The organism is Vibrio floridensis (genome assembly GCF_021852965.1).
Lineage (GTDB): Bacteria > Pseudomonadota > Gammaproteobacteria > Enterobacterales > Vibrionaceae > Vibrio > Vibrio floridensis.
Map to the genome: position 1 here is coordinate 369,886 of NZ_JAKGCY010000002.1, position 26,718 is coordinate 396,603.

27 protein-coding genes are annotated in these 26,718 nt (G+C 48.6%); 15 read left to right on the plus strand and 12 right to left on the minus strand.

Annotated elements, in window-relative coordinates; genetic code table 11:
* Nucleotides 1-20: 20 nt before the first annotated feature.
* The 4 genes from LZU85_RS05960 to LZU85_RS05975 all read right to left on the minus strand — a co-directional run bounded on the left by LZU85_RS05960 (nt 21) and on the right by LZU85_RS05975 (nt 3,312).
* Nucleotides 21-698: an LrgB family protein gene (locus LZU85_RS05960; RefSeq protein WP_011080628.1), complete on the minus strand. Its 678-nt coding sequence runs from the start codon at nt 696-698 to the stop codon at nt 21-23.
* Between the two features lie 2 nt (nt 699-700).
* Nucleotides 701-1,072, minus strand: coding sequence for a CidA/LrgA family protein (locus LZU85_RS05965; RefSeq protein WP_011080627.1), 372 nt, complete (start codon nt 1,070-1,072; stop codon nt 701-703).
* Between the two features lie 46 nt (nt 1,073-1,118).
* Complete coding sequence (sbcB, locus tag LZU85_RS05970) at nt 1,119-2,540, minus strand: exodeoxyribonuclease I (protein ID WP_011150112.1); 1,422 nt, start codon at nt 2,538-2,540, stop codon at nt 1,119-1,121.
* 73 nt (nt 2,541-2,613) lie between these two features.
* A complete protein-coding gene (locus LZU85_RS05975) occupies nt 2,614-3,312 on the minus strand; it encodes an oxidoreductase (RefSeq protein ID WP_237286665.1) in 699 nt (232 codons plus the stop codon).
* Nucleotides 3,313-3,848: 536 nt separating this feature from the next.
* On the opposite strand from LZU85_RS05975, the gene cobT reads away from it, so the two are divergent.
* From cobT to btuD, 8 genes are all read left to right on the plus strand, one after another.
* Complete coding sequence (cobT, locus tag LZU85_RS05980; protein ID WP_237286666.1) at nt 3,849-4,877, plus strand: nicotinate-nucleotide--dimethylbenzimidazole phosphoribosyltransferase; 1,029 nt, start codon at nt 3,849-3,851, stop codon at nt 4,875-4,877.
* A 1-nt stretch (nt 4,878) separates the two neighbouring features.
* A complete protein-coding gene (locus LZU85_RS05985) occupies nt 4,879-5,646 on the plus strand; it encodes an adenosylcobinamide-GDP ribazoletransferase (RefSeq protein WP_011080623.1) in 768 nt (255 codons plus the stop codon).
* A 2-nt stretch (nt 5,647-5,648) separates the two neighbouring features.
* Nucleotides 5,649-6,209 (plus strand): bifunctional adenosylcobinamide kinase/adenosylcobinamide-phosphate guanylyltransferase, encoded by a 561-nt coding sequence (cobU, locus tag LZU85_RS05990; RefSeq protein WP_237286667.1) that lies wholly within the window; start codon nt 5,649-5,651, stop codon nt 6,207-6,209.
* 9 nt (nt 6,210-6,218) lie between these two features.
* Complete coding sequence (gene cobC / locus LZU85_RS05995; protein ID WP_237286668.1) at nt 6,219-6,857, plus strand: alpha-ribazole phosphatase; 639 nt, start codon at nt 6,219-6,221, stop codon at nt 6,855-6,857.
* A 24-nt stretch (nt 6,858-6,881) separates the two neighbouring features.
* On the plus strand, nt 6,882-8,681 hold the full coding sequence (locus tag LZU85_RS06000; protein ID WP_237286669.1) for a M3 family oligoendopeptidase: 1,800 nt from the start codon (nt 6,882-6,884) through the stop codon (nt 8,679-8,681).
* A 242-nt stretch (nt 8,682-8,923) separates the two neighbouring features.
* Nucleotides 8,924-9,952, plus strand: coding sequence for a succinylglutamate desuccinylase (locus LZU85_RS06005; RefSeq protein ID WP_237286670.1), 1,029 nt, complete (start codon nt 8,924-8,926; stop codon nt 9,950-9,952).
* Between the two features lie 118 nt (nt 9,953-10,070).
* Nucleotides 10,071-11,066 (plus strand): vitamin B12 ABC transporter permease BtuC, encoded by a 996-nt coding sequence (gene btuC, locus LZU85_RS06010; protein WP_237286671.1) that lies wholly within the window; start codon nt 10,071-10,073, stop codon nt 11,064-11,066.
* Nucleotides 11,056-11,820, plus strand: a complete 765-nt coding sequence (btuD, locus tag LZU85_RS06015) for a vitamin B12 ABC transporter ATP-binding protein BtuD (RefSeq protein ID WP_237286672.1) — start codon at nt 11,056-11,058, stop codon at nt 11,818-11,820. Before btuC ends, btuD begins: the two co-directional genes overlap by 11 nt.
* Before the next feature lie 98 nt (nt 11,821-11,918).
* Here the strand turns inward: btuD and LZU85_RS06020 are convergent, their stop codons facing one another.
* The 3 genes from LZU85_RS06020 to LZU85_RS06030 all read right to left on the minus strand — a co-directional run bounded on the left by LZU85_RS06020 (nt 11,919) and on the right by LZU85_RS06030 (nt 14,484).
* Nucleotides 11,919-12,494, minus strand: coding sequence for a nucleoside triphosphate pyrophosphohydrolase family protein (locus LZU85_RS06020; RefSeq protein ID WP_013571938.1), 576 nt, complete (start codon nt 12,492-12,494; stop codon nt 11,919-11,921).
* Between the two features lie 148 nt (nt 12,495-12,642).
* Nucleotides 12,643-13,203 (minus strand): DUF1415 domain-containing protein, encoded by a 561-nt coding sequence (locus tag LZU85_RS06025; RefSeq protein ID WP_237286673.1) that lies wholly within the window; start codon nt 13,201-13,203, stop codon nt 12,643-12,645.
* Nucleotides 13,204-13,275: 72 nt separating this feature from the next.
* Complete coding sequence (locus tag LZU85_RS06030; protein ID WP_237286674.1) at nt 13,276-14,484, minus strand: MFS transporter; 1,209 nt, start codon at nt 14,482-14,484, stop codon at nt 13,276-13,278.
* Nucleotides 14,485-14,578: 94 nt separating this feature from the next.
* Here LZU85_RS06030 and LZU85_RS06035 point away from each other — a divergent pair, with 94 nt between their 5' ends.
* A complete protein-coding gene (locus LZU85_RS06035) occupies nt 14,579-15,448 on the plus strand; it encodes a LysR family transcriptional regulator (protein WP_013571935.1) in 870 nt (289 codons plus the stop codon).
* A 6-nt stretch (nt 15,449-15,454) separates the two neighbouring features.
* Here LZU85_RS06035 and LZU85_RS06040 read toward each other — a convergent pair whose 3' ends face one another.
* Nucleotides 15,455-15,685 (minus strand): glutaredoxin family protein, encoded by a 231-nt coding sequence (locus LZU85_RS06040; protein WP_237286675.1) that lies wholly within the window; start codon nt 15,683-15,685, stop codon nt 15,455-15,457.
* 134 nt (nt 15,686-15,819) lie between these two features.
* Between LZU85_RS06040 and LZU85_RS06045 the strand changes: the two genes are divergently transcribed.
* From LZU85_RS06045 to LZU85_RS06055, 3 genes are read left to right on the plus strand one after another with little or no spacing between them, the layout of a single operon-like run.
* The gene (locus LZU85_RS06045) at nt 15,820-16,332 is read left to right on the plus strand and encodes a YgjP-like metallopeptidase domain-containing protein (protein WP_013571934.1); all 513 of its coding nucleotides are present in this window, start codon (nt 15,820-15,822) and stop codon (nt 16,330-16,332) included.
* Complete coding sequence (gene rlmF, locus LZU85_RS06050; RefSeq protein ID WP_111416129.1) at nt 16,332-17,426, plus strand: 23S rRNA (adenine(1618)-N(6))-methyltransferase RlmF; 1,095 nt, start codon at nt 16,332-16,334, stop codon at nt 17,424-17,426. Before LZU85_RS06045 ends, rlmF begins: the two co-directional genes overlap by 1 nt.
* 56 nt (nt 17,427-17,482) lie before the next feature.
* A complete protein-coding gene (locus LZU85_RS06055) occupies nt 17,483-17,698 on the plus strand; it encodes a hypothetical protein (RefSeq protein WP_011080609.1) in 216 nt (71 codons plus the stop codon).
* Nucleotides 17,699-17,790: 92 nt separating this feature from the next.
* On the opposite strand, the gene pilW is transcribed toward LZU85_RS06055, so the two are convergent.
* The 4 genes from pilW to LZU85_RS06075 form a co-directional block, all read right to left on the minus strand.
* Entirely contained in the window at nt 17,791-18,525 is a 735-nt protein-coding gene (gene pilW, locus LZU85_RS06060) for a type IV pilus biogenesis/stability protein PilW (protein ID WP_103185159.1), read from the minus strand.
* A gap of 174 nt (nt 18,526-18,699) precedes the next feature.
* Complete coding sequence (gene metA, locus LZU85_RS06065) at nt 18,700-19,641, minus strand: homoserine O-acetyltransferase MetA (protein ID WP_080536030.1); 942 nt, start codon at nt 19,639-19,641, stop codon at nt 18,700-18,702.
* A 160-nt stretch (nt 19,642-19,801) separates the two neighbouring features.
* Entirely contained in the window at nt 19,802-21,706 is a 1,905-nt protein-coding gene (locus LZU85_RS06070) for a bifunctional metallophosphatase/5'-nucleotidase (protein WP_176297645.1), read from the minus strand.
* 229 nt (nt 21,707-21,935) lie between these two features.
* Nucleotides 21,936-23,042 carry a M20/M25/M40 family metallo-hydrolase gene (locus LZU85_RS06075; RefSeq protein WP_237286676.1) on the minus strand — a complete coding sequence of 369 codons (1,107 nt, stop codon included), beginning with the start codon at nt 23,040-23,042 and terminating at the stop codon, nt 21,936-21,938.
* Between the two features lie 410 nt (nt 23,043-23,452).
* Here LZU85_RS06075 and hppD point away from each other — a divergent pair, with 410 nt between their 5' ends.
* From hppD to LZU85_RS06090, 3 genes are read left to right on the plus strand one after another with little or no spacing between them, the layout of a single operon-like run.
* Nucleotides 23,453-24,526 carry a 4-hydroxyphenylpyruvate dioxygenase gene (hppD, locus tag LZU85_RS06080; RefSeq protein WP_011080604.1) on the plus strand — a complete coding sequence of 358 codons (1,074 nt, stop codon included), beginning with the start codon at nt 23,453-23,455 and terminating at the stop codon, nt 24,524-24,526.
* Nucleotides 24,519-25,655 carry a homogentisate 1,2-dioxygenase gene (locus LZU85_RS06085; RefSeq protein WP_047109150.1) on the plus strand — a complete coding sequence of 379 codons (1,137 nt, stop codon included), beginning with the start codon at nt 24,519-24,521 and terminating at the stop codon, nt 25,653-25,655. Before hppD ends, LZU85_RS06085 begins: the two co-directional genes overlap by 8 nt.
* Before the next feature lie 40 nt (nt 25,656-25,695).
* Nucleotides 25,696-26,715, plus strand: coding sequence for a fumarylacetoacetate hydrolase family protein (locus tag LZU85_RS06090; RefSeq protein ID WP_011080602.1), 1,020 nt, complete (start codon nt 25,696-25,698; stop codon nt 26,713-26,715).
* Nucleotides 26,716-26,718 lie beyond the last annotated feature (3 nt).

The window sequence follows — 26,718 nt, forward strand, 5'->3', positions numbered from 1 at the left end:
GTCTTAGTCAGAAGTCGGTGTTAACCGTATAGCCAAACCGCGAGGGCGAAAAAGCTTGGTGCGAGAATAGAAGTGATGATGCCACACAGTACTAACGCTAAAGAAGAAAAGGCGGCGTCGCCCGGTGCTTTCTCCACGCAGGTCGCGGTACCGAGTGCATGCGAAACTGTCCCCATGGTGAGTCCACGTGCGATAGGGTGCTTAATGCCAAGCAAGTTATAGATTGGGTAGGCAAGGATTGCCCCAAACAGCCCAACGAGCAGCACCAGAATAGCAGCAACGGCGGCTTCGCCCCCTAAGTGGCTTGAGATTTCCATTGCAATCGGCGTGGTGACCGACTTACCAAGCAGGCTAGCGATCAAGCTAATGTCTGCCTTGAAGGCGACGGCAATGAGCATGGCGGTGAGCATCGACATTACACTGCCTAAAGTGCATGCTAAGGCAATGATTCGCCAATTGGCTTTAATTTGAGGCAACTGCTCATATAAAGGGTAAGCAAGGGCGACCACCGCAGGTTGCAACATGTAGCTGATCCATTGATTGTCCGCGTAATAGGTTTCAAACGGGATCTTTAACACCGTCAACATCGGAATCAAAATAGCGATACTGATCAGTAGCGGGTTAGCCAAAGGATTGTTGATTTTGATGGCAAGCCAACGGGCAAATAAGAAGACGGCAATAGTCACGAGTAACCACATGATTACGCCTCCTTACCAAGAATGCGCTGCAGCAGCCAACCAAGGCTGACTAATACGATGAGTGAACCACCAATCGCGCTGGCAATAATAGGTAAAGCATTGGCGATGAGCATGTCAAAATGCTCCATCAGCCCGACACTGATGGGCACAAAAAGCAAAATCATGTAGCGAATCAATAAGCTTGCGCCCGGTTTGACCCATTCGACTTTGACCAAGCCAATCGCCATCGATACGAACAGCACCAACATCCCTATTACACTTCCTGGCACTGAGGTTCCTGTCCAGTGCTGAATGCCTGATCCAATCGTCAGGGCTAGGAAAATAAGGCCAAATGATAGAACAAGGCCAAACAAATCTTTGGGGGAGAATTTCATAGTTAGGGAGTCATTTTTATAATGGGAGCCCTTTGGCTCCCAGCAATTATGAGATCAAGCTCTCAGTATAGCGGTACACGGATTTTAATATCGCCATTTTCTTTTCGTCACTTTCATGTTCGTGAACTAAGTTTTCCAAATTAAGCATGTACTCTTCAATTCGACTTTCGAAGTATTCACGGCAATGATTCGCCCAACGGCGCTGTTCGTTCTCATCCAACGTCCATGGGTAATTGCGCGCACGGTAGCGAAACAGCAGCGGCTCGATGCGTTTATCGTTAAACGTGATGTCCAAAGCGGCAAGGTGCGTTGGATCGGTTTGGCGGATAATGTCCATCGAGGCTTTGTCGGCAGGCGAGAAGAAACCGTCGTACAACAGGGTATCGACATCATGACTTTTCTCGAACTCGCGTTCAATTGAGAACAGCTGCACCAACTTTTCTCGCACTTCTGGATGCTGGCGAATAAGGGCTAAGTTTGCCAAACATTGTTCTCGGTCGATGCCGATATTGGCGGCGTTCTCCGCAGTGAGGGTTTTGGCTGGTGCTAAAATCGGGCACTTATTCAAATGCACCAATTTAACTGGCACAGGCAATAAGTCGCCGAGCTCATCATGACGAGTGTAAAGACGCTCATGCAGCGCATCGGCATCCAAATCAAAGAGGGGTTGAGGATCTTTGGCTAAGTCGACCACAATCACCGCATTGTTGTTGGTCGGGTGCCAAGCTAACGGCACTATCCAACTGGTGTATTGGCATTCACGGCCTAACATGCCAGAGACATGCATCAAAGGGGTCATGTTAACAATATCGATCAGCTCATTGAGCTTACGCTTATGGCGCATGCTAAAGAAGTAATCAAACAATTTGGGTTGCGCGGCTTTGACTTTTTTCGCCATTTCGATGGTGGCGATCACATCGGCCATCGCATCATGGGCGTTACTGTGTTCAATGCCATTGGCCACAGAAAGGTGCTCCAGTTTAAAGCTGGTAAAGCCTTCTTCATTTTCCGGCCATTCCACCCCTTCCGGTCTTAATGCGTGACAAGCTCGCATCACATCAAGCAGATCCCAGCGTGAATTGCCGTTTTGCCAGCTCCATGAATAGGGATCGAGGAAATTGCGATAGCAGGTATAACGCGTGACTTCGTCATCGAAGCGAATGCTGTTGTAGCCAAGGCTAGTGGTGTTCGGACGCGACAACTCTGCGTGGATTTTTGCGATAAATTCTGGCTCGGGTAAGCCTTCTTTCTGCGCTTTTTGCGGCGTAATTCCGGTAATGAGTGCGGCTTCGGGGGCCGGTAAATAATCGGCAGGTGGGCGACAATAAATCACCAATGGTTCGCCGATGATATTGAAGTTTTCATCGGTACGAACGCCAGCAAATTGCGATGGACGATCTTTTGCTGGACTGGTTCCCCAAGTCTCATAGTCAAAAAAGAAGAAAGTGGGCTGATTGTCTTGCTGCATTCGGCTTACCTAGCGTTCAAACGAAGCGTGTATTAGACCATTGTGAGCCCTTGCTGGCAATGAGTTCCCGTGTTTAGCGGTATTGTCCGAGCAATTTAACCATCTCGTTTTTATGCAAAATTTCCACTTTCTGTGGATGAGGTGCAAAAACACGATAGAGCATGGCTAGCGCGACCTCTTTGGCATCGATAGGGGTGTAATTGCGGAGCTTGCCGCGCATTAAGGGAATAAACGGGCGCATCAGGCGTTGCAACCATTTTTCATCACTGCGCGAGGCGTGGCGTTGGCCCTTGAGTGGGCCGGGACGAACGATAACAAGCTGTTCAAAGCCCATGTTCATGAGAGCACGCTCCATCTGTCCTTTACATTTGAGGTAATGGAAGCGCGATTGTGCGTCTGCGCCGAGGCTTGATACCACGGCGACTCGTGTGACACCAAGCAATTTCATGGTTTGAGCGACTTGGCACACCAGTTCAACATCAATCTGACGCAATTGCTCTTGGCTTCCGGCTTGCTTTTTGGTTGTTCCTAAACAGATGAAGCCTACCGTGGGCCTCGCTCTTTCATCTGGCCAATCGGAGATGAGCAGATCGGGCTCGATCAGATTAACGAGTTTGATCGCTTGGGGAATGTTGACGGTAATTTGGCGGCGAGTTAAGGCGTAAAGTGTACTGATTGCCTCATGCGGTAAGATCTGTGCAATCAATTGCGACCCCACCAGTCCTGTTCCGCCAGCGACTATGACTGCTGTGTTTTCACCACGAATCGTCATCGTGTTGCTCCTAAAACCATCAAGAGGGTTATCTTGTTGAACTCTCTTGAGTTTAGCAATGGAAAGCGTTCAAGGGTTTGATGGTGGTAACAAAAGAAAAGGCCCGAAAGGGCCCTGTGTGGGAGTTAGGTCATCGACAATGGAACTTGCCGATTGTTCTGAGGGCGCTTCGCATTGCCACCCGATTTAGGTCTACGACTTTGATTGGCAAACATAACAGGTACCTCAGTGTGTTGGAGACAGGATAATCCCTGCATATCCTATGCCATCACTTGAACGCCGTTTCGGGGACGTTGAGTGCTGAAACCGCGCGCTTTGTGCAAAAAATGCGGTTTTGATTCGCAATTTGAGAAAATCGAAGCGCAGAGATGGCCACGGTTAAGTCGCGATCAGTCAAATGGGTGCTCAGCAGAAAATGGCTGTCGACCGCTATTTCCCTCGATGAAGCGTATCTTGACTCTTTCTCCACGATCCCTTCGCCTGTACACTAGAGAACTTCTTGTTTTTACGCCATTTCGACACCAACAGGGACCGTTATGTTAGAGCAACAATTTGCCGCTGAGATCCAGCACATCATCGACAACAAAACCAAACCGCTAGGCGCACTGGGGCAACTCGAGCAAGTCGCCTTACAATTGGCACTCATCCAAAGCCAAGGTAAAGAGCAAGCGGCGACGCATATTGAGCTCAAGCAGCCGCAGATGTTGCTTTTTGCTGGTGACCACGGTGTCGCCGATGAAGGAGTGAGCATCGCACCGAGTGCGGTGACACAACAAATGGTATTGAATTTTCTCGCAGGTGGCGCTGCGATAAACTGCTTTTGCGCGCTTCATAACATCGACCTGACGGTGGTTGATTGTGGCATTTTGTTGCCTGTCGACAGTGACGCTCCGAATCTCATCTTACGTCGTTTGGGCTCACGCACCGCCAACTTTGCGACTGAGTCGGCCATGACGACTAAGCAAGTCGAACAAGCTTTGCATAATGGTCAACAAATAGCGGCAGAGAAAATCGCTCAAGGCGCAGATTTATTGATGTTTGGCGAGATGGGTATTGCCAACACCAGCTCTGCCGCGGCGTTGCTCAGTGCGTTATCTGGCCACGAAGTGGATCACTGTGTCGGCAGAGGTACGGGCATTAATGAAGAGCAACTGTCGCACAAAATTAAAGTCGTGGCGCAAGGCGTAGGGCGCTGTGAAGGTCTATCGGTTAATGCGATCCTCGCTGAAGTCGGCGGGTTTGAGATCGTGACCATGGCTGGCGCGTTTATCGCTGCGGCTGAGCATAAAACTCCAGTGCTAGTGGACGGTTTTATTGTTTCGGTTGCGGCCTATATCGCGACGTTGCTGAAACCGGAGGTGAGAGGCTACTTGTTGTTCGCTCATCGCTCCGAAGAACAAGGGCACCAAATTGTGTTGTCACTCCTTGAAGCGAAGCCTTTGCTGGATTTGGGGCTGCGTCTTGGTGAAGGAACAGGAGCCGCGCTGGCGTATTCGCTATTAAAAGCAGCGGCGCAGTTTTATAACAATATGGCAAGCTTCGAAAGCGCAGGAGTAACGGTTTGATATGAAAACCTGGCAGTATCAGTACCAATTGTTTTGTTTGGCGGTGAGCTTTTTTAGCCGTTTGCCTGTGCCCAAATCAACACCGTATAGTGATGAAAGAATGAATCAGGCTGGGCGTTACTTTGCTTTAGTCGGTACATTGCTTGGCTTACTGTGCGTACTGGTTTATGCGTTTGCATCGCTGTTTTTCCCTTATCAGGTGGCGATTGTCCTGATGATGGCGTTTAGCTTACTGCTGACAGGCGCCTTCCATGAAGATGGACTCACTGACATGGCGGATGGCATTGGTGGAGGGATGACGCTCGACAAACGCCTCACCATCATGAAGGACAGTCGTATCGGAACCTATGGCAGCGCCACATTGACCATGGCGCTGATTGGTAAGTTCGTTTTTCTCACCACGTTGGCACGTCAACCCGACTTTGGCTTGATGATTGTTGTCGCCTACACCTTGAGCCGAGCCGTTGCCGCCACACTGATTTACGACATGCCTTATGTCTCTGACAGCGATACCAGTAAAAGCAAGCCATTGGCGAATGCACAATCCTCCACGGAGCTGGCGATACTGATCCTCACGGGGGTATTAGCGGCAATCAGCTTAGGGCTGGGTGTTGGTTTGCTATTGATTTTATTTGCGATCCTCTTCCGCTGGGCATTCAAACGTTGGCTGCTGGCGCGTTTGGGCGGGTTTACCGGAGATTGCTTGGGCGGGGCTCAACAATTGATGGAACTCGGCATCTATTTGGTTCTGATTGCGGTGGTGCAGTGACGATGAGTTATTCAACCAACAAAACGCTGGTGTTGGGTGGGGCTCGCTCGGGTAAATCTCGTTTTGCTGAACAGCTTGCGCGGCAATGGTCTCAACAACATGATACAAAATGTCACTACGTCGCCACGGCGGTGCCTTTTGATCAAGAAATGGCAGAGCGCATTCACCATCACCGACAGCGACGTGGACAAGGTTGGTGTGAACATGAGGCGCCGCTGTACTTAGCGGAGCGACTCTCGCAGTTTGGTGCTGATGATGTGGTGCTGGTGGATTGTTTAACGGTGTGGCTCAATAATTGGCTGTTTGAGTTTGGTGAGCAAGCGAGCAACGAAAAACTGGAGCAAAAGGTTGCCCAGTTGGCATCCGTTGTGAAAGAAAGCCCAGCGCAGATCATTTTGGTCTCCAATGAAGTGGGGTTAGGCGTGGTGCCTTTAGGGCAAATCAGCCGCCTATTTGTGGATAATGCAGGTCGTATGAATCAATCACTTGCTCAGGTGTGTGACAACGTCACTCTAATCGCGGCGGGGTTACCCCTCATACTGAAATCGAGTGGTCATCAATAGGGAAATACGATGGAAGTGATCTTACTGCGTCATGGCAAAACAGCAGCGGAAGCGGGTTTATTTGGCCGAACCGATGCCAAGGTACCGGCGGATCGTCAGCAAGCGATTGCCGAAGCGTTGTTCGCTCAGCATGACGATGTTGAACTCATCGTGAGCTCGCCTCTCTCTCGATGCCATGAGTTGGCTGAGTTGCTGGGTCAACAACACCATTGGCCAGTTCGATTGCAAGCAGACCTGCAAGAGATGGATTTTGGTTTGTTAGACGGAGTGCCTTTTGATACTCAGGACTATCCGTGGCCTCTCCTCAACGCCTTTTGGCAAGACCCTGCCAATGCCTCGTTGCCAGAGGGCGAGACGTTGGCTGAATTTCAGCAAAGGGTAGTGCAGTGCTGGTCGCAAATCATCAGCACAGAACATCGCAAAGTGTTAATCATCACTCATGGTGGTGTAATTCGACTTATCTTAGCTCACCTTTTGGGTGTAGACTGGCAAAGCCCTCACTGGTATCAAAACTTGGCCATTGAGAACGCAAGTCTGACACACATAACGATTTTTACCGATAGTGACCAAACGCAGTTTCCGACAGTCAAAATGATCGGGATGCCTCTCTCTATCAGGGAAGAACAGACGAATCATCCAGTCGATTAGTCACAGATTCATAAGGAACACAGAATGACCGCGCCAAGCTGGGATCTTTCTATTGCCTATGCAGATTTAAACGATGTTCGTATCGAACAAGATATCGAACTGATCGAGCAGTGCATCAAACTGCTCAATACACAAGCGTCACAGCGTGAAGTGGTGAGCGTGATGCAAAATGCCATCGTCACCCGAGAAGCCGCAGGGCGTTTACTTTCGACGGTTTACACCTTTGCCAACTGTTATACCTCGGTGGATGTGACTCATCCTCAAGCCAAAGTTTTGGTTGGACGCATGGCCAAGCTGAGTTCTGAAATGGAACAGGCATTTAGCCCATACCAACTGGCGTTAATGCACGCAGATGACGATTTCATCGCCGACGTTTTAGAGAGCAACAATCCCGATGTGGCTGGTCAGGTATTCTCCATTGCGCAACTGCGCAAGCTGGCGGATCAAAGCTTGAGTGTGTCTGAGGAACAACTACTTTCTGCGATGCAGGTGGACGGGCGCGATGGTTGGGGCCGTCTCTACGACAACCTGACTGGCACCTTAAAAATCACCCTAGATGCCGAAGACGGTAAACAAGAAACGCTTGGATTTTCTCAAGCCGCCAGTCTGCTTTATGGGGCCGAGTTCTCTCGTCAAGAGCCAGCGTGGCGTGGGATTCAAAACGCAATGGCAACACATCGTGAAACCTTTGCGGCAATTTTGAATGCGCTTTCTGGCTGGCGTTTAACCGAATACCAAAAGCGCTCGCACCAACGCAATATCCACTTCTTGGAGCCAAGCCTTTATGAGAGCCGTATTGAGGCTCAGACCTTAGAAACCATGATCTCTGTGGCAAAGGAAAGTCGCTCGGTTGGCCAGAAGGCGGGGAAGCTAATGGCGCGTGTGCATGGCTTAGAGGCAATGAAGCCTTGGAATCACTTGGCCGCAATGCCAGCGTTTGACGGCGAAGCCAAAGTGTATGGCTTTGATGAAGCGATTGAACTGATCCGCAATGCGTTTGCACAAGTCAACCCAGAGATGGCAAGCTTTGTAGACCTCATGGTGGAAAATGGCTGGATTGATGCTGCGCCTTCGGAAAATAAACGTCTCGGTGCGTATTGCACTAAATTAGCGGCCACCCGCACACCGCTGGTGTTTATGACTTGGTCGGGCAGCCGTTCGGATTTGCTGACTTTGGCCCATGAACTCGGGCACGCGTTCCACAACTGGGTGATGAAAGACATGCCTCTTTGTCAAACGCGTTACCCAATGACGCTGGCAGAAACGGCGTCTATTTTTGCGGAAAACATTGTTCAGGATTACCTGATTGCACAAGCCGTCACCGCTGAAGAGAAACTGGAAATGTTGTGGGAAGAGCTCTCTTCTGCTTACGCGCTTACCATCAACATTCCTGTGCGTTACGAATTTGAAAAAGCGTTCTATGAGCGTCGTGCCAGCGGTGAATTGTCGGCGGATGATATTTGCCAGTTGATGAGTGAAACCTGGCAAGCGTGGTATGGCGATTCAATGTCAGAATCCGATCCCTATTTCTGGGCCAGCAAACTTCATTTCTCGATTTCAGAAATCAGTTTCTACAACTACCCCTATTTGTTTGGTTACCTTTTCTCGAAAGGCATCTACGCTCAGCGTGCGGCAAAGGGAGAGTCTTTCTATCGTGATTACGTCGCTTTGCTGCGAGATACAGGGGCGATGATGGCGGAAGAGGTGGTCGCGCAGCATCTACAAATGGATCTGACGCAAGCGGATTTCTGGCAACAGAGCATCGAACGTATCCGTGAAAAAGTGGATGAATTTGAACAACTATTGGTGCAGATCGGAAAATAAAATTCCGTGATCTTGTTATAACGGAAATGGTTAGGGATGTGGTAGAGTTCACTCCCTAACATACTGTTATTGTTTAAGAAGTGTTCGGCGACGGTGATCTCAGTCAGCAAATCGTCCAGAATGAACGCAATTCTTGGCTTTTTGCGGTGAAAACTTCGATTTCTCTTGATAAGTGAGATCCTAGCAACATAAATGTTGTGTACATTTTATTAACATACCGCCGTGCAATTAAGGAGTAACGCATGACGAATTCTCTCTTTCGCCAATCGTTTTTGTCAGACACCCTAAATATGCAGCAATCTGTCGAGGCGAAAGCGACGACGTTAAGCAATGGGGTAAGATTGCAGCTGCATCAGCGTGGTGTGTTAGAAGTCATTCCGGCAAACAATAGCGCGGGAACGAAAAATATCATTTTATCGTCAGGGATCCACGGTGATGAAACTGCACCGATGGAACTGATTGACAAGATTGTTCACGATATCGAAACGGGCTTTCAAGATGTGCAAGCGCGTTGTTTATTTATCATTGCTCATCCAGAAGCAACCAATGCGCACACGCGTTTTATTGAAGAAAACCTCAACCGCCTGTTTGATGAAAAAGAGCATCAGCCAAGCAAAGAGTTGGTGATTGCCGATCAACTGAAGTTATTGGTGAAAGCGTTTTTCGATAACACGCCCGTAGAGAGCCGTTGGCACTTAGATTTGCATTGCGCGATACGAGCGTCGAAGCACTATTCATTCGCGATCAGTCCGAAAACACGCCATCCGACACGTTCAAAAGCGTTGGTCGATTTTGTCAACCACAGCCATGTCGAAGCGTTGCTGCTCTCTAACTCACCATCCAGCACGTTTAGCTGGTTCAGTGCAGAATACTATTCTGCTCAAGCACTGACGATGGAGTTAGGCCGAGTCGCTCGCATTGGTGAAAATGATTTAAGCAGATTTACCGCACTGGATTTAACCATGCGTGATTTGATCGCGGAAGTGACCCCAGAGCATTTGCCTAAGCCAGCCATTACTTATCGTGTTAGCCGCACCATTGTTCGTTTGCATCAAGACTTCGATTTCAGATTTGACGATCAAGTGGAAAACTTTACCTCGTTTATGCACGGTGAAGTGTTTGGCCACGATGGTGATAAGCCGTTGATGGCGAAGAATGACAATGAAGCGATTGTGTTCCCTAACCGTAACGTGGCGATTGGTCAACGCGCCGCACTAATGGTTTGTGAGGTCAAAGCCCGTTTTGAAGACGATCAACTGGTTTACGATTAAGCTCTTTTGCTCTCAGGCTGCTTAAGAGCAACAAGAGAGCGAGTTTAATGGTTTATTTCTGAAAGGCTTAACGTTAGAGTTAAGCCTTTTGTTTAGCGAGCGAATTGAATCATTGCCCATGGAACTGCACCAACTGATAGCCCACAAAGAGAAGCGATGGCGAGCCACCTTATTGGTGATGTTGGCTGTGCTTTTGGTTCTCTCTGCTCTCTATTTGATGGTAGGTGAAGTCTTTCTTTCTCCGTTTTCTTCCTTGAGCAGCTTTGAACACAAGCTGTTGGTTGATCTGCGCCTGCCGCGACTGGTGGCGGCAATGGTGATTGGCGCGGCATTAGCGGTCTGTGGGGCGACGTTACAAGTCTTGCTTGGCAATGTGCTTGCTGAACCTGGTGTGTTAGGCATCTCCGGCGGGGCGAGTTTGGCCATGGTGATTGCGCTCTTTTTATTGCCAGTGATGCCGACGCCAACGGTGTTTATGCTGGCAGCGATCATTGGTGCCTTGGTCTTTACGTTGATTTTGGTGGGGATGGCAAGAGCGATGCATTTGTCGACCTCGAGAATGCTCCTCGTGGGGGTGGCGCTCGGTATTTTGTCGGGCGCGTTTGTCACTTGGGCCTTTTATTTCAGTGACGATCTCAGCTTGCGTCAACTGATGTATTGGTTAATGGGGAGCATTGGCGGAGCAAGTTGGCATCATCATCTGGTGACAGTCGTGTTGCTTCCGGTCTTGGTTTGGCTCTGTCTGCAAGGGCAAACCTTGGACAAACTGATGCTGGGTGAAACGCACGCCGCGCAACTGGGCGTTGATGTGCACAAGGTACGTTGGCGGCTGATTTTGGCTGTCTCCATCTTGATTGGTTGTGCGGTGGCCCTTGGCGGCATAATCAGTTTTGTTGGTTTGGTTGTGCCTCATTTGCTGCGCATGGCGTTTGGTTCCGAAAACCGATTCTTGTTGCCGCTGTCGGCGTTTGCCGGGGCGACGTTATTGGTCTTTTCTGACATTTGGGCAAGAACTTTATTGGATTCGGCAGAGCTGCCGCTGGGGGTGATGACCACCACCATTGGCGCACCCATCTTTATCTGGATGCTGATAAGGAGCCACGATGCACATTAATCATATTAGTGTCGGAAATCGCCTTTTACCCCTGTCTTTTCAATGCGCTGCAGGTGAAAAAGTGTATGTGGCGGGCCCAAACGGTTCTGGAAAAAGTACCTTATTGTCAGCCATCGCGGGCACACTGAGCTCGCACGAAGGCGCCAAAGGGGAAGTGTTGATCAACGAGACCTCTTTACTCACGCTGCCTTTAGCGGAACAAGCGATTTATCGGGCTTACCTGTGTCAGCAATCGAGACCGGCGTTTAACGTCGATGTGTTTCAGATGTTGGCGCTCTCGTTACCGGCTGGAAGGCATGTGGCTGAGCCAGAGGTTCAAGCGGCTGTGCGTAGAGTGGTGGAGTTGGTGCAACTGCAAGACAAGTTGCATCGCAGTGTGCAGGCCCTCTCGGGTGGCGAATGGCAACGCGTGCGTCTAGCTGCGGTGTGTTTGCAAGTGTGGCGCTCGCTCAATCCTTACTCGCAATTGCTGATCTTGGATGAGCCTGCCGCGCCACTGGATGTTGCCCAAGCGAAGTGGTTGTATCAACTTATCGATGAAATGGCTGCGCAAGGCTTGGTGGTGATTGTCGCCAATCATGATCTCAATCGTGTTTATCAACATGCGGACAAGGTGTTGTTGCTCAACCAAGGCGTGTTAACCGCTTATGGCTCCGCAGACGAAGTGATGAGTGTGGAAAATCTACAACAGGTATTTGAAACGCCAGTGAAAAAAGTGGCCGTTGAGGGGCAGCCGTATTTGATTTTCACTTAGCTTTTATTGAAAGCCGATAAAAAGCCCGCACTTAGGCGGGCTAGCTTCATCAAACGGTTGGTTTGCTAAAAACGGATGGCCAACTGAGAACAGATGGCTTACTGAGTCAGCGGAACCAAGTCTGCAGGGCGGTAGTATACCGATTTCAATACCTTACCAGCACGAATCGTTTTGCCTTCGCCTTCGAAATCTTCGGCACATTTTGCAATCAGGTAATCACCTTTTTGCACCGCCATCAACTTTACACCTTGCTCTGCGTAGAACTTCTCAGTGTCGGCATATTCTTGTTCATTGCGGCACACTTTGCTCATGTTGCTTGAGTGCACTTCGTCCCAGCATGGAATAAAGTCGATACCACGATTTTTTGCGACGTTTAGCAGTAGATCAATCAAGTAGCTGATAGCAAGATTGTCTTCAACGTTTGCCGCGCCAAGGTGGACTAGGCGACCCATAAGCACGTAGACCGAATCAACAATCGCATCTGCTTGTTCTGTTTTGCTATCCGCTTCTGCCAACTCCGTCATCTCTTCAATGATCAAAGAGGTGTGCAGCGTGTCCGCTTTTTCATCCAGGCTTTCAGGTGCCGCCACAGGCAAATCAAACGTGCTACGGAACTCAGTGATGTCACGGTACAGGTGATCAAAAATGTCTTGGGTAAGTTGAGACAATTGCATGTGTTTTTCCAATAGTTTTACGTAAGGGCGAATGATACCAGAGCCTAGAGGTAAGCTCTATCCCCTTGCCAATTGAAGCAGCGTCACTTGTGGCTCAGTGCGCATGGCCGTTGCCTCAGATTTGGTTGATGTTCTTTGCCCTTGCTGTTTAGCGAAAAAGATAAGGGAATAGCTTTTTACGTTCGTCTTCATTGAGCGCTGAAACACGAGCAATGTTGGTGTCAGGGATCGATTCTGGGTCAGGGTAATGGCGCAGCACCTTTTCCATGCTTTCTTCTCGAATAAGATGAAAAATCGGATAAGGCGATCGATTGGTGAGGTTTTCATCGTCTTCTGGCTCGGCACCACCAAAACAGTAGTCCGGATGGAAGGTGGCCACTTGGAAAACGCCTTCCCAATCTTGTTGTCTGATCAAGGCTTCCACCCAATCGATGAAAAGATTGTAATCCCAAAAATCACTGAGCATGTTAGGGATAACAACCAGCGTGGTTTCTAACTCACTGGGCTCTGTTTGATCGAGCTCCATCAGCAAGCTGAGAAGATCTTGCAGCAACAACTCTTCGTTATCGGCATCACTGACGTGGATTTTGATTTGCTGATTGCGTTGCGGTTTGGCGGCAAATGGGCAGAGATTTAAACCAATCACCACATCGTTGAGCCATTGGTTCACTTCTTGATGAATGGTTTGTTGTGTTGAGCTTTGAGTCATGATCGTATTCTATTGCGTGTTGAGGGGGCAGTATAACCACTCGTGGGGTTCAATCCTATCCCCTTTGACGACTCAAGGATGCTTGACCAAGGCCTCTTCCATGCACGCGTATTTGGGCTTTTTCAGTTGCAGTATCACCGCAAACAGTAATACGTACATACTCAGCGCCGCGATGATCACACCATTCCATTGCCAATGTTGCCAGCAATAGAGCAAGAAGAATCCGCCAAGGCTACCGCCTACATAGTAGTGCACCAGGTACATGGCGGTTGCCGTTGCTTTTGCGTGAGTGGCTTTTTGCCCGACCCATCCATACGCCAAAGTGTGCGTGAAAAAAGCGCCGAAAGAAATCAGCACTAGACCGATAAACATGGCGGCTAAATGTTCAATCGAGGTAATTAGCATGCCAAACAAACTGATCGCCGCGCCCAGCAACATCCCTCTGACCGGATGAAAATGTTGATTCCATTTGCCGGTGTATTTGGAGCTGATGGTACCGCCGAGGTAACACAAAAAAATCAATGAAGCGAGGCCAACGGGTAGGCCATGCGGCTCCGCCACGAGGCGGAATCCCATCACCGAATAGAGGTTAACGAAAAGGGCAAAATTGAGCCCGCCGATCACCATCGCCAACCAAACTCGGGTGTGACGCAGGTGCTGGACGATGGTCTGATTGTGTTGCCATAAGCTGTGAGTGCTGGGGGAGAAATGTTTCTGCTTGGGCAGCAAATAACTCACCGCAATCACGCCCAGTAGCGTGAAGACCAGCATCACCTCAATTGCGACCGTGGTACCAAACCAGTCGGACATCAAACCGCCACTGATTCGTCCGCTAATACCGCCGAGTGAATTGGCCGCAATGTAACCGCCGATGGCGTGGCTAAACGCTTTGGGGTGCAACTCTTCCGCCATGTACGCCACGGCAACTGCCGCAAAGGCCGCCAACGCCACCCCAAGGAGCGCTCGGCAAATGACGATAAACAAGAAAGAGTCGTTAAGCAGCAGAGCGGCACTGCACAGTGGAATGGCGAACAAACCCGCCAACATGACCGTGCGTCGGCCAATTTTTTCAGACAACACCGCCATGGGAACAAGGCTAAGGGATAAACCCAGTGTGGTGGCGGCAAATACCCAGTTTACCTGTGTTTCCGATACCGCGTATTCCAACGCCAATTTAGGCAGCATGGGTTGAAAGAGGTAAAGATTACAGAAAACTAAAAACGAACCGAGTGCCAAGGCAATGGTGATATGGCGATACTGAGAGCTGCCGAGTTCGTACATCTTAATTCTCCTACTGATTTGTGAGCACAGTATCAGTCACGTAGTGATAAACAAAATATATTAAAAATATTATGACGATATATTTTTGATCTAGATGGAATCGAAACAACTCAAACAATTTTTGGCGGTGGCCGAAGAGAAAAATTTCACTCGTGCTGCGCAGTCTTTGCATATCGCGCAGCCTGCCTTGAGTGTCTCAATCAAAAAGCTCGAACAAAGCCTCGGCGTGACGCTATTTAAGCGTGATGACAAACAGATCACACTGACAACGGAAGGGCAAACCTTGTATGAGCATGCCAAACGTGTTGTGCAGCAACTGCATGATGCCGAGTTGGCGATGAATGAACTGAAAGGGCTTGAGAAAGGTGAGGTGCGCCTTGGTGCGCCAAGCATGATGGGCAGCTACTTCTTTCCAGAAATTTTAATGGCGTTTAAAAGTCACTATCCCAACCTCAAACTGACACTGATTGAAGCGGGGACGCAGTCGATTCGTAAGATGCTGCTTGATGGGGATTTGGACATTGGCGTGATCACGGAAAACGACGTACCGGACGATTTAGAAATAGACCACCTGTTCTCTAGCCAGATGATGGCGGTAGTTGGCAGTGAGCATTCGTTATCGCAACGAGCATCACTCACTTTTGAAGAGTTTTTTCAACATGAACTGGTGATGTTCAAATCGGGTTATTTCCACCGTGATTTTCTTGATCACTTTAGCCAGCAGCATGGCATTGAAATGCAGTATTCTTTTGAAACCAATCTATTGCCATTGATTTTGAAGATCGTAAAACGAGAGTTTGCCATTACTGCATTGCTTCAATTGGTGACCGAGAATGAGAGTGGCGTGGTCGGCGTGCCATTTTCTCCGCCCGTCACCCTGAACTTAGCATTGGCTTGGCGACGTGGCGGCTATCTGTCGGTGGCGGATCGCACCTTTATCGAATTTATAAAGCAGTATGTTTAGCCGTGATCACTTATCGCCGTACATGCTTTCAAAGTTCTTTGGGTTCCAACCAATCATCAAGCGGTCACCGATTTTAAGTACAGGCACAGAGCGCGCACCAATCGCGTCAAGCTCTTTACGGCCGCGATGCATCTTGGCATTACACAAGCGGTATTGAATGCCTTTGCTATCCAGATAGCGCTGCGCATCTTTGCAGTGTGGACATTTGTCTTTGATATAGAGGACGACACGTTTCATCTTGTCTTGCCATGTAATGAAAAGGGGCGCAAGTGTAGCCAATTTCGCTGCGGACGAAAAGAAAAAGCGATGATTCAAGGGGCGGAGTCAGGTAAACTAGCGCGCTTTGAAAAATGATCAGGTCCGATTCCATGATGCATCCGTCACTTCGCTACATTCAGGGATACCCACAGCATATCGTGCAGCAAGTGGCCCAATTGATTGAGTCACAACGTTTAATTCCTTGGTTTGATAAACGCTATCCTGTGCGTCACGACATTCGCAGTGAAAAAGCATTGTTTGACTACGCGATGCAGATCAAGAACCAGTTTATGAAGAAAACGGGCCCCATCAGTAAAGTGGTGTACGATGGGAAAATTCATCTGATTAACAACGCGCTCGGCTTGCACAGTGTCGTCTCTCGCAACCACGGCGGTAAACTCAAATCGAAAAATGAGATTCGCATTGCCAATGTGTTTAAAGACGCGCCGGAGCCTTTGCTGCGCATGTTGGTTGTGCACGAATTGGCGCACATTAAAGAGAAAGAGCATGATAAAGCCTTTTACTCTCTTTGCTGCTACATGGAGCCGGATTATCACCAACTGGAGCTGGATGCTCGTCTGTTTATGATTTACCTCGATTTAAAAGCTCAGGAAGCAAAAAAATAATGACGAACAAACGAAAATCCGCCAAGCCATTAGAGCCTGCGAAACGAGCCCCAAAACCGCGCACGAAAAAGAGTCGTGATCTCAGTGCGTCTGAATCGAGTTGTGATTTTGTCAAAGTTACGCGTGCTGGGCTGCATTCGCGCAACAAACATCAAGGGCGTTACGATTTTGCTAAGTTAACGCAGGCGCTGCCATCGCTTGCTCCTTTTGTGATCAAAAATCCTAAAGGTGAGGCGAGTATTTCTTTTTCAGATTCAACGGCAGTAAAAATGCTCAATAAAGCGCTGCTCAGTGCTTACTACCAAGTGGCAAATTGGGACATCCCAGCAGGCTATTTGTGCCCGCCAATCCCCGGGCGTGCGGATTATATCCATCGTCTAGCGGAGCTCTTGGAAGGAGAGGTGAAAGGTAAATTTCCTCATGAGAAAGTTCAGGCGTTGGACATCGGTGTCGGTGCAAACGCCATCTATCCCATTATTGCGATTTGTGACTATCGTTGGCGCTACACGGGTAGTGACGTTGACCCTAAATCGATTGAGTCCGCGCAGCGCATTGCTGACTCTAACCCAGTGCTGCAGGGGCAGCTTGAGCTCAAATTGCAAGACCAGTCACAGCATATTTTCCAAGGCATTATTGGCCCCACAGACTACTTTCATGTGACGACATGCAACCCGCCATTTCACGCTTCGGCACAGGAAGCGGCGTTTGGCACGCAACGAAAATTAGACAACCTCGCCGCCAACCGTTTGAAAAAAGGTGTAACAGCAAAAGCTGGTTCACAAAAAATCTCGAAAAACAAACCTATACTTAACTTCGGAGGTCAAAATTCTGAGTTGTGGTGTCAAGGTGGAGAATCCTCCTTCTTGAAGCGCATGGCGAACGAAAGTGAGCGTTTTGCCCATCAGGTTTTGTGGTTCAGTACGCTCGTTTCGAAGAAAGACAACGTAAGACCTCTACGTAAACAGTTGGAAAAATTAGGTGTACGCAGTATTCGTGTCGTCGAAATGAGCCAAGGACAAAAGGTCAGTCGCTTTGTTGCTTGGTCATTTATGGACAAACAACAAAGAGGAGAGTGGATCAAACTGCGAGGGTGATAGAAACAATTATCCCGAGTTAAAAACGAATAGGTTGCGTAATAGGAGGGCATGCGATGGATTTTGAAATTTATCTACCCTGTCAGCCAGATTGGCTGTGTGAAAGCTTCCTGAGCGTTTTTACCATTCTGCTCATCATTGGCTTAATTGCGTTTATTCGGATTATTTACCGTGAATATCTGACGATTAAGAGAAAAACCAAGGTGCGTAAGTTACGCAATACGCACCGAAAAGATCGCTACAAAATCCGCAACTCAACCTCAAGACGTTGAGTTATGTAGGCGGTAAAACCATAAAAAACCTCTGCTTTTTGGGCAGAGGTTTTTTGTGAGTCGCGTCTTTTGAATTCACCCGCTAGCAATCGCTAGCCTTGGCGGGCAGTCAATTTGTCCAATTCACTCTGATACTTCTTCACCAGCGCCACATTGCCTGCTTTGTCTTCTAAATCGATCATCAGTTTAAGCGAGGGAATTTGCAGCCCATAGCTTTGGTGGAAGCGCATCAAACGCAGGCGCGCTTGGGTATAGTTACCGGTATCGATTTCCAACTTAGCGAGGTTGAGCACCGATTTGGGACGGTGTGGGTCGTAGTCAATCGCACGAGTAAAATAGGTTTGCGCTTTTACATTGTCGCCCGCCTTCAGAGCGCAAAACGCGGCGTTTTCATAACTGGCAGGAATCAAGTAGTAGTAAGGTTGCTCGATGGCACGATTAAACATACGATCCGCTTTATCATACTCGCCCTTTTTGCATAAGAACGTGCCGTAGTTGTTCAATACGTTGCCGTTTTTTGGGTGCTGACGAGCCGATTTTTGATAAATATCCTCGGCCTTGCCGTTTTCGCCGACACGTTCGTAGTAGTGGGCCATGGAAAGCTGCGCTCGGTAATAATCAGGAGCGTGAGTCAGGGCTTGTTGTAAGTTGTCATGGGCTTTGATCATCGCGCCATTTTCGAGATAGCCAAGCCCCAGGGCAATGCGAGATTCTGCCATGCCAATTGGGTCCGGATCTTTTTGTGCTTGGCCTTCAGTGACGGTGACACACCCAGTCAAAAGAGTAAGTGCTACCAATTGCGGCAAAAGAAGAGTTTGTTTTTTCATCGTTTTCGTTCTTTTTAATGTGGCCTGAAGAGATGATAAATCCTTGGGGTCTATTGCCTACCAATCGACATCGACAATGCGAGTCACTTTGCATAAACGATTAACGGGTATAAACGACAACAGGCCGCGTGAAAGGCGGCCTGTTGTAAAAGAACGGTTTGATTTCGTGTGGCGCTATTCGTCCTTGGTAAACGCTTCTTCGCTGAAATGATCGAGATCGTAAGGCGTTTGTTGGTAAACGCAGTAGTTCAACCAGTTCGAGAAAAGCAGGTGGCCGTGGCTACGCCAGCTTGCAATTGGCGGATTATCTGGGTTGTCGTTGGGGTAGTAGTTAACCGGAATCGCCGGTTCCATGCCTTCACCCAAATCGCGAATGTATTCATTGTGCAGCGTGTGCGGGTCATATTCTGGATGGCCAGTAACAAAGACGTTGCGCTTGTCTTTGGTGGTGGCTAGGTACACGCCTGCATCGTCAGACGTGGCGAGAATATCCAAATCGGTGTGTTCTGCGAGATACTCTGGTGAAAAATCGGCGTAGCGAGAATGGGGCGCCAAGAAAGAATCATCAAAACCACGTAAAACCGGATGGTAAGGTTTGTGAATACGGTGGTGATATACGCCAGAGAGCTTCTCTTTACGCGTTTTCTTCGGCAAATCGTAGAGCAGTTTGAGCCCAGCTTGTGCTGCCCAACAAACATAGAGGGTGGAAGTCACATGGGATTTGGCCCATTCCATAATGGTTTTGAGGTGATCCCAGTAAATGACATCTTCAAACTGCACCAAACCAAGCGGCGCGCCAGTGATGATCAGGCCGTCGAAGTTACGGTTTTTCACCATCTCAAACTGACGATAAAAATTGTCGAGATGTTCAGTAGGGGTGTTTTTGCTCGGGCGATCGTCAATGCGTAGCAACTCAACGTTAACCTGAAGTGGACTGTTGGAAAGCAGGCGTAAAAACTGAGTCTCGGTCTCAATTTTTTTCGGCATCAAATTGAGAATCAGCACCCTTAGTGGACGAATCTCTTGGCTTGCTGCACGAGTTTCGTTCATGACGAAGATGTTTTCAGTACGCAAAACATCGGCGGCTGGTAATTGATCTGGAATACGAATAGGCACAGCTTTCTCCCTAAGCTAATCTCTTTTAGACGTCTATACATCTAAAACTATCCTATTTTTTTTGTGATGTCGACAGGCAAAAGCGCGCGGAAGGGAATTTTATTGTGACAATTTTGCGAGAGAAAAAATGTGCACCTACCAAGAGGTGCACAGACGTGGTTTATGGGTTCAGTGCTTCGATGAGGATCAACTCGCGCTTAAGATGTTGTTTCTCCGCAGGATTCGCTTCCTCAATTTTAGCAAGGCGAGAAGTAATGGCTTCGTTTTTAGCCTGTGGATTGGTGAACACCAGTGCTTTGACATTCATTGAAGCAATATTGGTGTAGCGGCCATCTTCACTGGAAGGTACATCGATTTTGCCTTCGTTGATCAACTGTTTGACGATCGCCCTTTCTTTCTCAAACCCCTGCAAACCAGAGAGTTTCCAGCGTTGCATCGGTTGGCCAACGTATTGTCCTTGCTTCTGCTCGGTGAGGTAGCGGATGGTGAGATTTCGGATGGTGCCTTGTTCCTCTCCATATTTTGCTTCGGTATCAAACAGAACAGGGAAGGTTTTGCCCTCTAATACGCCGCCTTTTTTGGTCAAATGGCCCATACGGTAGCTGTTCATACCGAGGCGAATCTCGCTGTCGTCTAACACGGGTTTGCCATCGGCAAACTTGAGATCAGTAATGCGTTGGCCTGCTTGCTGAGTTAAGTCGATGGTGTAGGTGACGCCCGCGAAGAAGTCGTTGGTTGAGTACTTTGAGGCGCGTCTTTCAGGATTAAAGCTGTATGTCACATCCCCCGCTTGCACAGAATTGAAGTAACCAGCAGACCATTCCATGTACTGCTTCAACTCTTTGCCCGTCATTTGATAAACCGTGATCTCGCCACCCGCATATTGGTAGTTGTATGCGATGTCTTTAGCTTTGATTGGGCCTACGTCCAACTTGGCGTTGTCATTGTCAATTTGCAGTGCAATGACGTTGGCTTGAGGTGCGTAGAAAAAACTCGCTTCTTGGAAAAGTGCACTGATCCCTGTGTCTTGAATATGCACTTGCGGGATACCACGAATGTCGTTTTCTGGTACTAAATTCACGCCAGTTAGCTGTGCCACTTCGCGGTTGGCCATTTCACGCAGACGCTTGTGATACGGTTCGTAGAGCGATTCCATCTTGTCATCCGAATCGACGCCTTTGATCTTGTAGGTGTAGCTGTCTTTGTTGATCAAGGTGAACTGGCCATTTTGCTCTTCAAACTGCAAGTCAATGCGTGACAGCGCGCGGCCATATTTGTCGGGCTCGGTGATGATGACGCCATTGACCACGGCTTTATCAATGCGCGTATGCATGTGGCCGGCCACAATGGCATCGAGCTCTGGGTTACCGTTGGCAATGTCGGTGACACCGGTGTCTGCGATGTCATTTTCATTGTCGAGGCCCATGTGGGCAACTAGCACAATCGCATCGACTTTGCCCTCAATCTGCTTGACGATTTTTTTCACTTCCAGCGTCGGGTTAGTGAAGGTCATCCCTTCAAGGCGATTGGTTCCTTCAGCGAAGACTTGCGTCATGGGTGTGTCCATTCCGATCACGCCAATTTTGATCCCGCCACGCTCGATGATGGTGTAACCCGGCAAAAAAGGGTTGCCATCAGGGCGTTGAATGTTACCTGCCAGAGAGGTGCCTTTGAATTGGGTGAGAGAGCGATTAAGCACGTTCAAGCCAAAATCAAACTCATGATTGCCTAATACCCAAACGTCATAGTTCATCTCATTGAAGCCGAGCATCATTGGATCGATCGGCTCTTCTTTAAACGTTTCGACAAAGTTGCCTTGAATGGTGTCACCTGCGTCGACCAAGATGACGTTATTTTGTTCTTGGCGAATCGCTTTTACTTTGGTGGCGATTTGGCTCAGGCTGCCGCTCATATTGAGTTTGTCCGCAGCGTAGTCCCAAGGCATAAAATGGCCGTGAAGATCGGATGTGCCGAGAATCGTAACGTTATGGATATCGCCATTCGCGGCGAGGGCTGGAAAAGTCAGGGAGAGCGCTATTGCACTGGTTAACAGGGTCTTTTTCATTTGATTATCACGTTATTAATTAAAACCAAATGCATAGTAATCATTTGAATAGCAACTAAATGTGATGATTATCGATAAATCTATGAAAGATAAGCTCTCGTTTCATTGCTTTGCGAGATCTAAAGAACTTTCAACGCAATGGGTGATCAGAACTTGGGTCCGAGAGAAAAATAGGAGAGGAAACAAACAACAGAGAAAACGCACTGGCGAGGCCAGTGCGTCGAAGGGGTTACTTGGCTAAGTAGTGAGTCAAAAATTCGGTGATTTTGACCATGTCCGCAATGGCAATGAACTCTTCCGTGGTGTGTACTTTTGACATGCCGGTTGACAGATTGACCGTCGTTAAACCCTTGGCATTGAAGTTATTGGCATCACTACCACCTCCAGTGCCTTTGGTCATCGCGTCCACACCAATGTCCGCAAAAGCTTGCTTAATTTCCACGACGTGAGGATGGTCATCGCTAAGCACAAACGCGTTGTACGCACGGCTGGACTCAATCTCCACTTCCGCACCATGTTTTTCGGCGACACGCTCAAAAGTCGTGATCATGTGCTCGACTTGCGCATCGAGCTTTTCTGCATTGAGTGAGCGAGCTTCCGCGACAATTTTCAACTCTGGCATGACGATGTTTGTTGCCTGACCGCCGTGAACCGTGCCAATGTTGGCGGTCGTTTCCGCGTCAATACGCAACAACTTCATTTGATTGATGGCATCGGCGGCAACCATAATGGCACTGATGCCTTCTTCTGGTGCCAAACCTGCGTGGGCAGGGCGGCCTTTAATCGTGGCGACGATTTTCTGTTGGCCAGGTGCCGCCGTGACAATAGAGCCAATTGGGCCACCGGTATCCAGTACAATCGCTTGCTGAGCAGTGACGTAGCTCATATCAAAATATTCGGAACCAAATAGCCCGCCTTCTTCATGCACAGTAAAGGCAAGCTCAATGGTTTTGTGCTGTTGATTCTGCTCTTTCAGCAGACGGACCGCTTCCATAATGGCGGCGATGCCTGATTTGTCATCACCACCAAGAATGGTGTTTCCTTTTGAACGGATAATGCCATCTTCAATCACAGGTTCAATGCCATTGCCCGGCGTCACGGTATCCATGTGACAGCTTAACAAGATGGAACCTTCAAGCTCACCCTCTAGGCGTGCATAGACGTTAAAGCCATTGGAGATGTGTTCTGGCACAGGCAGTTTGTGCACGCTAAAGCCCATGTCGCCGAGCTGTTCAGCCAGCGCTTCGGCAATTGCTTTTTCATTCATCGACTCACTGTCGATGCGCACTAACTGACAAAAATGCTCGATAAGACGTTCTTGGTTTACTGGAATCATTCGGCTGATCTCTCTTTTGCTGTGGGCAGCGCCCGTGTAGGAACAGAATGCTCCATTGTGCATAGTTGGCAGACAATAAAACTGCGTTGAATCAAATAAACGGACTGACTGACACAATAATGACGTTTTAAACAGCGAAAAAATAACCATCAGTCATTGGTTAACATAATGTTTACATTTGCGGTTGATGTGTAAATTGGCTCGTACAACGCAAAGGGGTAATCGAAGAAGGAATGGCACGCTTTTGAGTCAAATTATGGCTATTGGTTTGCGGTGTAACAAATGCTTTACATTTTTGCTGAGGGATTGAGTTTTTCTTGAGTAGACAGGCGCTATTCCAATTCTTCTGACTCTGGTTCAAGTTAACAAAGTGTTAACCAAAATAAAAAGCAGTCTAAAAGGAGAAAGTCATGGTGGATGCAATCAACCCACTGGGCACAGACGGATTTGAGTTTGTCGAATACACCGCCGCAGATAACACAGGTATCGAGCAGCTTAAGCATTTGTTTTCCTCGCTGGGCTTTGCGGAAGTCGCCAAGCATCGCTCGAAAGAAGCTTGGTTATATCGCCAGGGCGATATCAACTTTGTCGTTAATGCTCAGCCGCACAGTCAAGCTGAGGAGTTTGCAAAAGTTCATGGACCTTCAGTATGTGGGATGGCATTTCGAGTGCAGGATGCAGCGTCAGCACTTAAGCACGCATTGACCAATGGCGCAGAAGAATACAAAACAGAAATCGGGCCGATGGAGCTGAGTATCCCTGCTGTGTATGGCATTGGTGGCAGCTTGCTCTATTTTGTCGATCGCTATGGTAAGCAGAGTATCTACGATGTCGATTTTCGTTTTTATGATGACGCCGCTCAGCGCCTAGCGAAGTCGGATGTTGGCCTATATGAAATTGACCACCTTACCCACAACGTAAAACGCGGCAACATGGATACTTGGGCGGGATTCTATGAGCGTATTGGTAATTTCCGTGAAATTCGTTATTTCGATATTGAAGGAAAACTCACCGGTCTAGTGAGCCGAGCGATGACCGCACCATGTGGCAAAATTCGTATCCCAATCAATGAATCTTCGGACGATAAGTCACAAATCGAAGAGTTCATTCGTGAGTACAATGGTGAAGGCATTCAACACATCGCGCTCACCACGGACGACATCTACCAAACGGTTCAAACGCTGCGCGACCGAGGTATGGACTTTATGCCCACGCCGGATACCTATTACGACAAAGTAGATAGCCGTGTTGAAGGGCACAAAGAAGATGTGTCTCGATTGCGTGATTTACGCATCCTGATCGATGGTGCACCGCTAAAAGATGGCATTTTGCTACAGATCTTTACCCAGACGGTTATCGGGCCTGTCTTCTTTGAAATCATTCAGCGTAAAGGCAATGAAGGTTTTGGCGAAGGTAACTTCAAAGCGCTATTCGAATCGATAGAAGAAGATCAAATTCGCCGTGGAGTACTCAATAATGCATAAATGGATCACCTTTCCTCATCGGGAAGGTGTCTGCTCCAAGCAGGCACATGCCGATTTTCCCGAAGAGGCGATTTACGAACGTGAAGCGGGGCGTAGTGGGTTCTTTGGCCCCGCTGCGCATTTTCATCATCAACATGCCCCAACAGGCTGGGTCGATTGGCAAGGCGATTTAAGACCGAGAGCGTTTGATTTCACTCGCGTGACTAGCGCCAATCAGGCCTCTCCTTGGAGTGTGCCGCATTTGCTTCACAATCACGAATGTAAAGTTCGAGTCTGGAAAACCCAAACTAAAATGGAATTTCTGGCGCGAAACGCCGATGGCGACGAGCTGCTCTTTATTCATCAAGGTAAGGCCGACCTTTACTGTGACTATGGCCATTTGTCAGTAGAAGAAGGGGATTACGTGATGATCCCGCGTTCAACCAACTGGCGCTTGGAGCCGTCAGAGGCGATGTTTATTTTGATGATTGAAAACACCGATGCGGCGTATTCACTGCCAGAGAAAGGGTTAGTTGGCAATCATGCGGTATTTGACCCTGCGGTACTTGAAACGCCGTCGATCAACGACCAGTTCAAAGCGCAATACTCAGAGCAAGAGACGCGTGTGGAAGTGAAACGCCACGACAGTGTGAGCGTGATTACTTACCCATTCAATCCATTGGATGCCATAGGTTGGCATGGTGATCTCTCTGTAGTGAAACTGAACTGGCGCGATATACGCCCATTGATGTCTCATCGTTATCACTTGCCACCGTCGGCACACACCACCTTTGTTGGTAACGGCTTTGTTGTTTGCACCTTCGTGCCGCGTCCTATCGAAAGTGACCCTGGCGCGTTGAAAGTGCCGTTTTATCACAACAACGACGATTATGATGAAGTGTTGTTCTACCATGCGGGGGATTTTTTCAGCCGCGACAACATTGAAGCAGGCATGGTGACGTTTCACCCGGCAGGCTTTACCCACGGGCCGCATCCTAAGGCATTCAAAGCTGGCCAAGAGTATAAGAAAAAGTTCACCGACGAAGTCGCGGTGATGATTGATACGCGCCATGCATTAACGTTTGCACAAGAGCTCGACAGTGTAGAAAACAAAGAATACGTCTACAGTTGGCGTGAAAATCAAAAATAACACGGACGACAGAACAGCAAGGTTTGAGAAGGGAAGAGAGATGAAATTAGCAACGAAGAAGAATGAGCATCGCGATGGTGAGTTGATCGTCGTTAGTCGCGATTTGAGCCGTTATGTTTCCGCGACCGACATTGCGCCGACATTGCAGCTTGCACTGGATCATTGGTCTGTGTGCGAGCCAAAGCTGAAAGAGCTTTATCAAGCGCTCAATCAAGGCGAGGTGACGGGAAGCTTGCCGTTCGAAGAGACCTTGGTCCATTCACCGTTACCGCGTGCTTATCAGTGGGCCGATGGCTCTGCATACGTCAATCACGTGGAATTAGTGCGCAAAGCCCGCGGTGCTGAAATGCCAGAAAGTTTTTGGACAGACCCGCTCATGTACCAAGGGGGCTCCGACGCCTTTATCGCGCCACGTGACAACATTGAATTTGCCAGTGAAGAGTGGGGCATTGATTTTGAAGGTGAAGTGGCGGTGATCACCGGTGACGTGCCAATGGGGGCCAGTTTTGCACAAGCAGAAGACGCGATTCGTCTCGTGATGCTGGTGAATGATGTTTCGTTGCGTGGCCTGATCCCTGCTGAACTCGCCAAAGGCTTTGGCTTCTTTCAATCCAAACCCTCTTCTGCGTTTTCTCCCGTCGCTGTTACTTTGGATGAACTGGGTGAAGCCTGGTATGAAAACAAACTTCATCTGCCGCTGATCTCAACCTACAACCATAAACCGTTTGGCAAACCGAATGCCGGCGTAGATATGACCTTTGATTTTGCCGATCTGATTGTGCACGCGGCAAAGACGCGTCCGCTGTCTGCAGGGGCCATCATCGGGTCTGGTACGGTGTCGAATAAGCAAGGAACCGATCACGGCACGTCGATTGAAGAAGGTGGTGTTGGTTATTCGTGCATTGCCGAAATTCGCATGATTGAAACAATTCGTGATGGTCAAGCCAGCACGTCATTTATGCGTTTTGGCGATTCTATCCGCTTAGAAATGTTTGATGCGCAAGGGCAATCTATTTTTGGTGCGATTGAACAACAAGTGAGTCGTTATCAGCATAAATGAGGT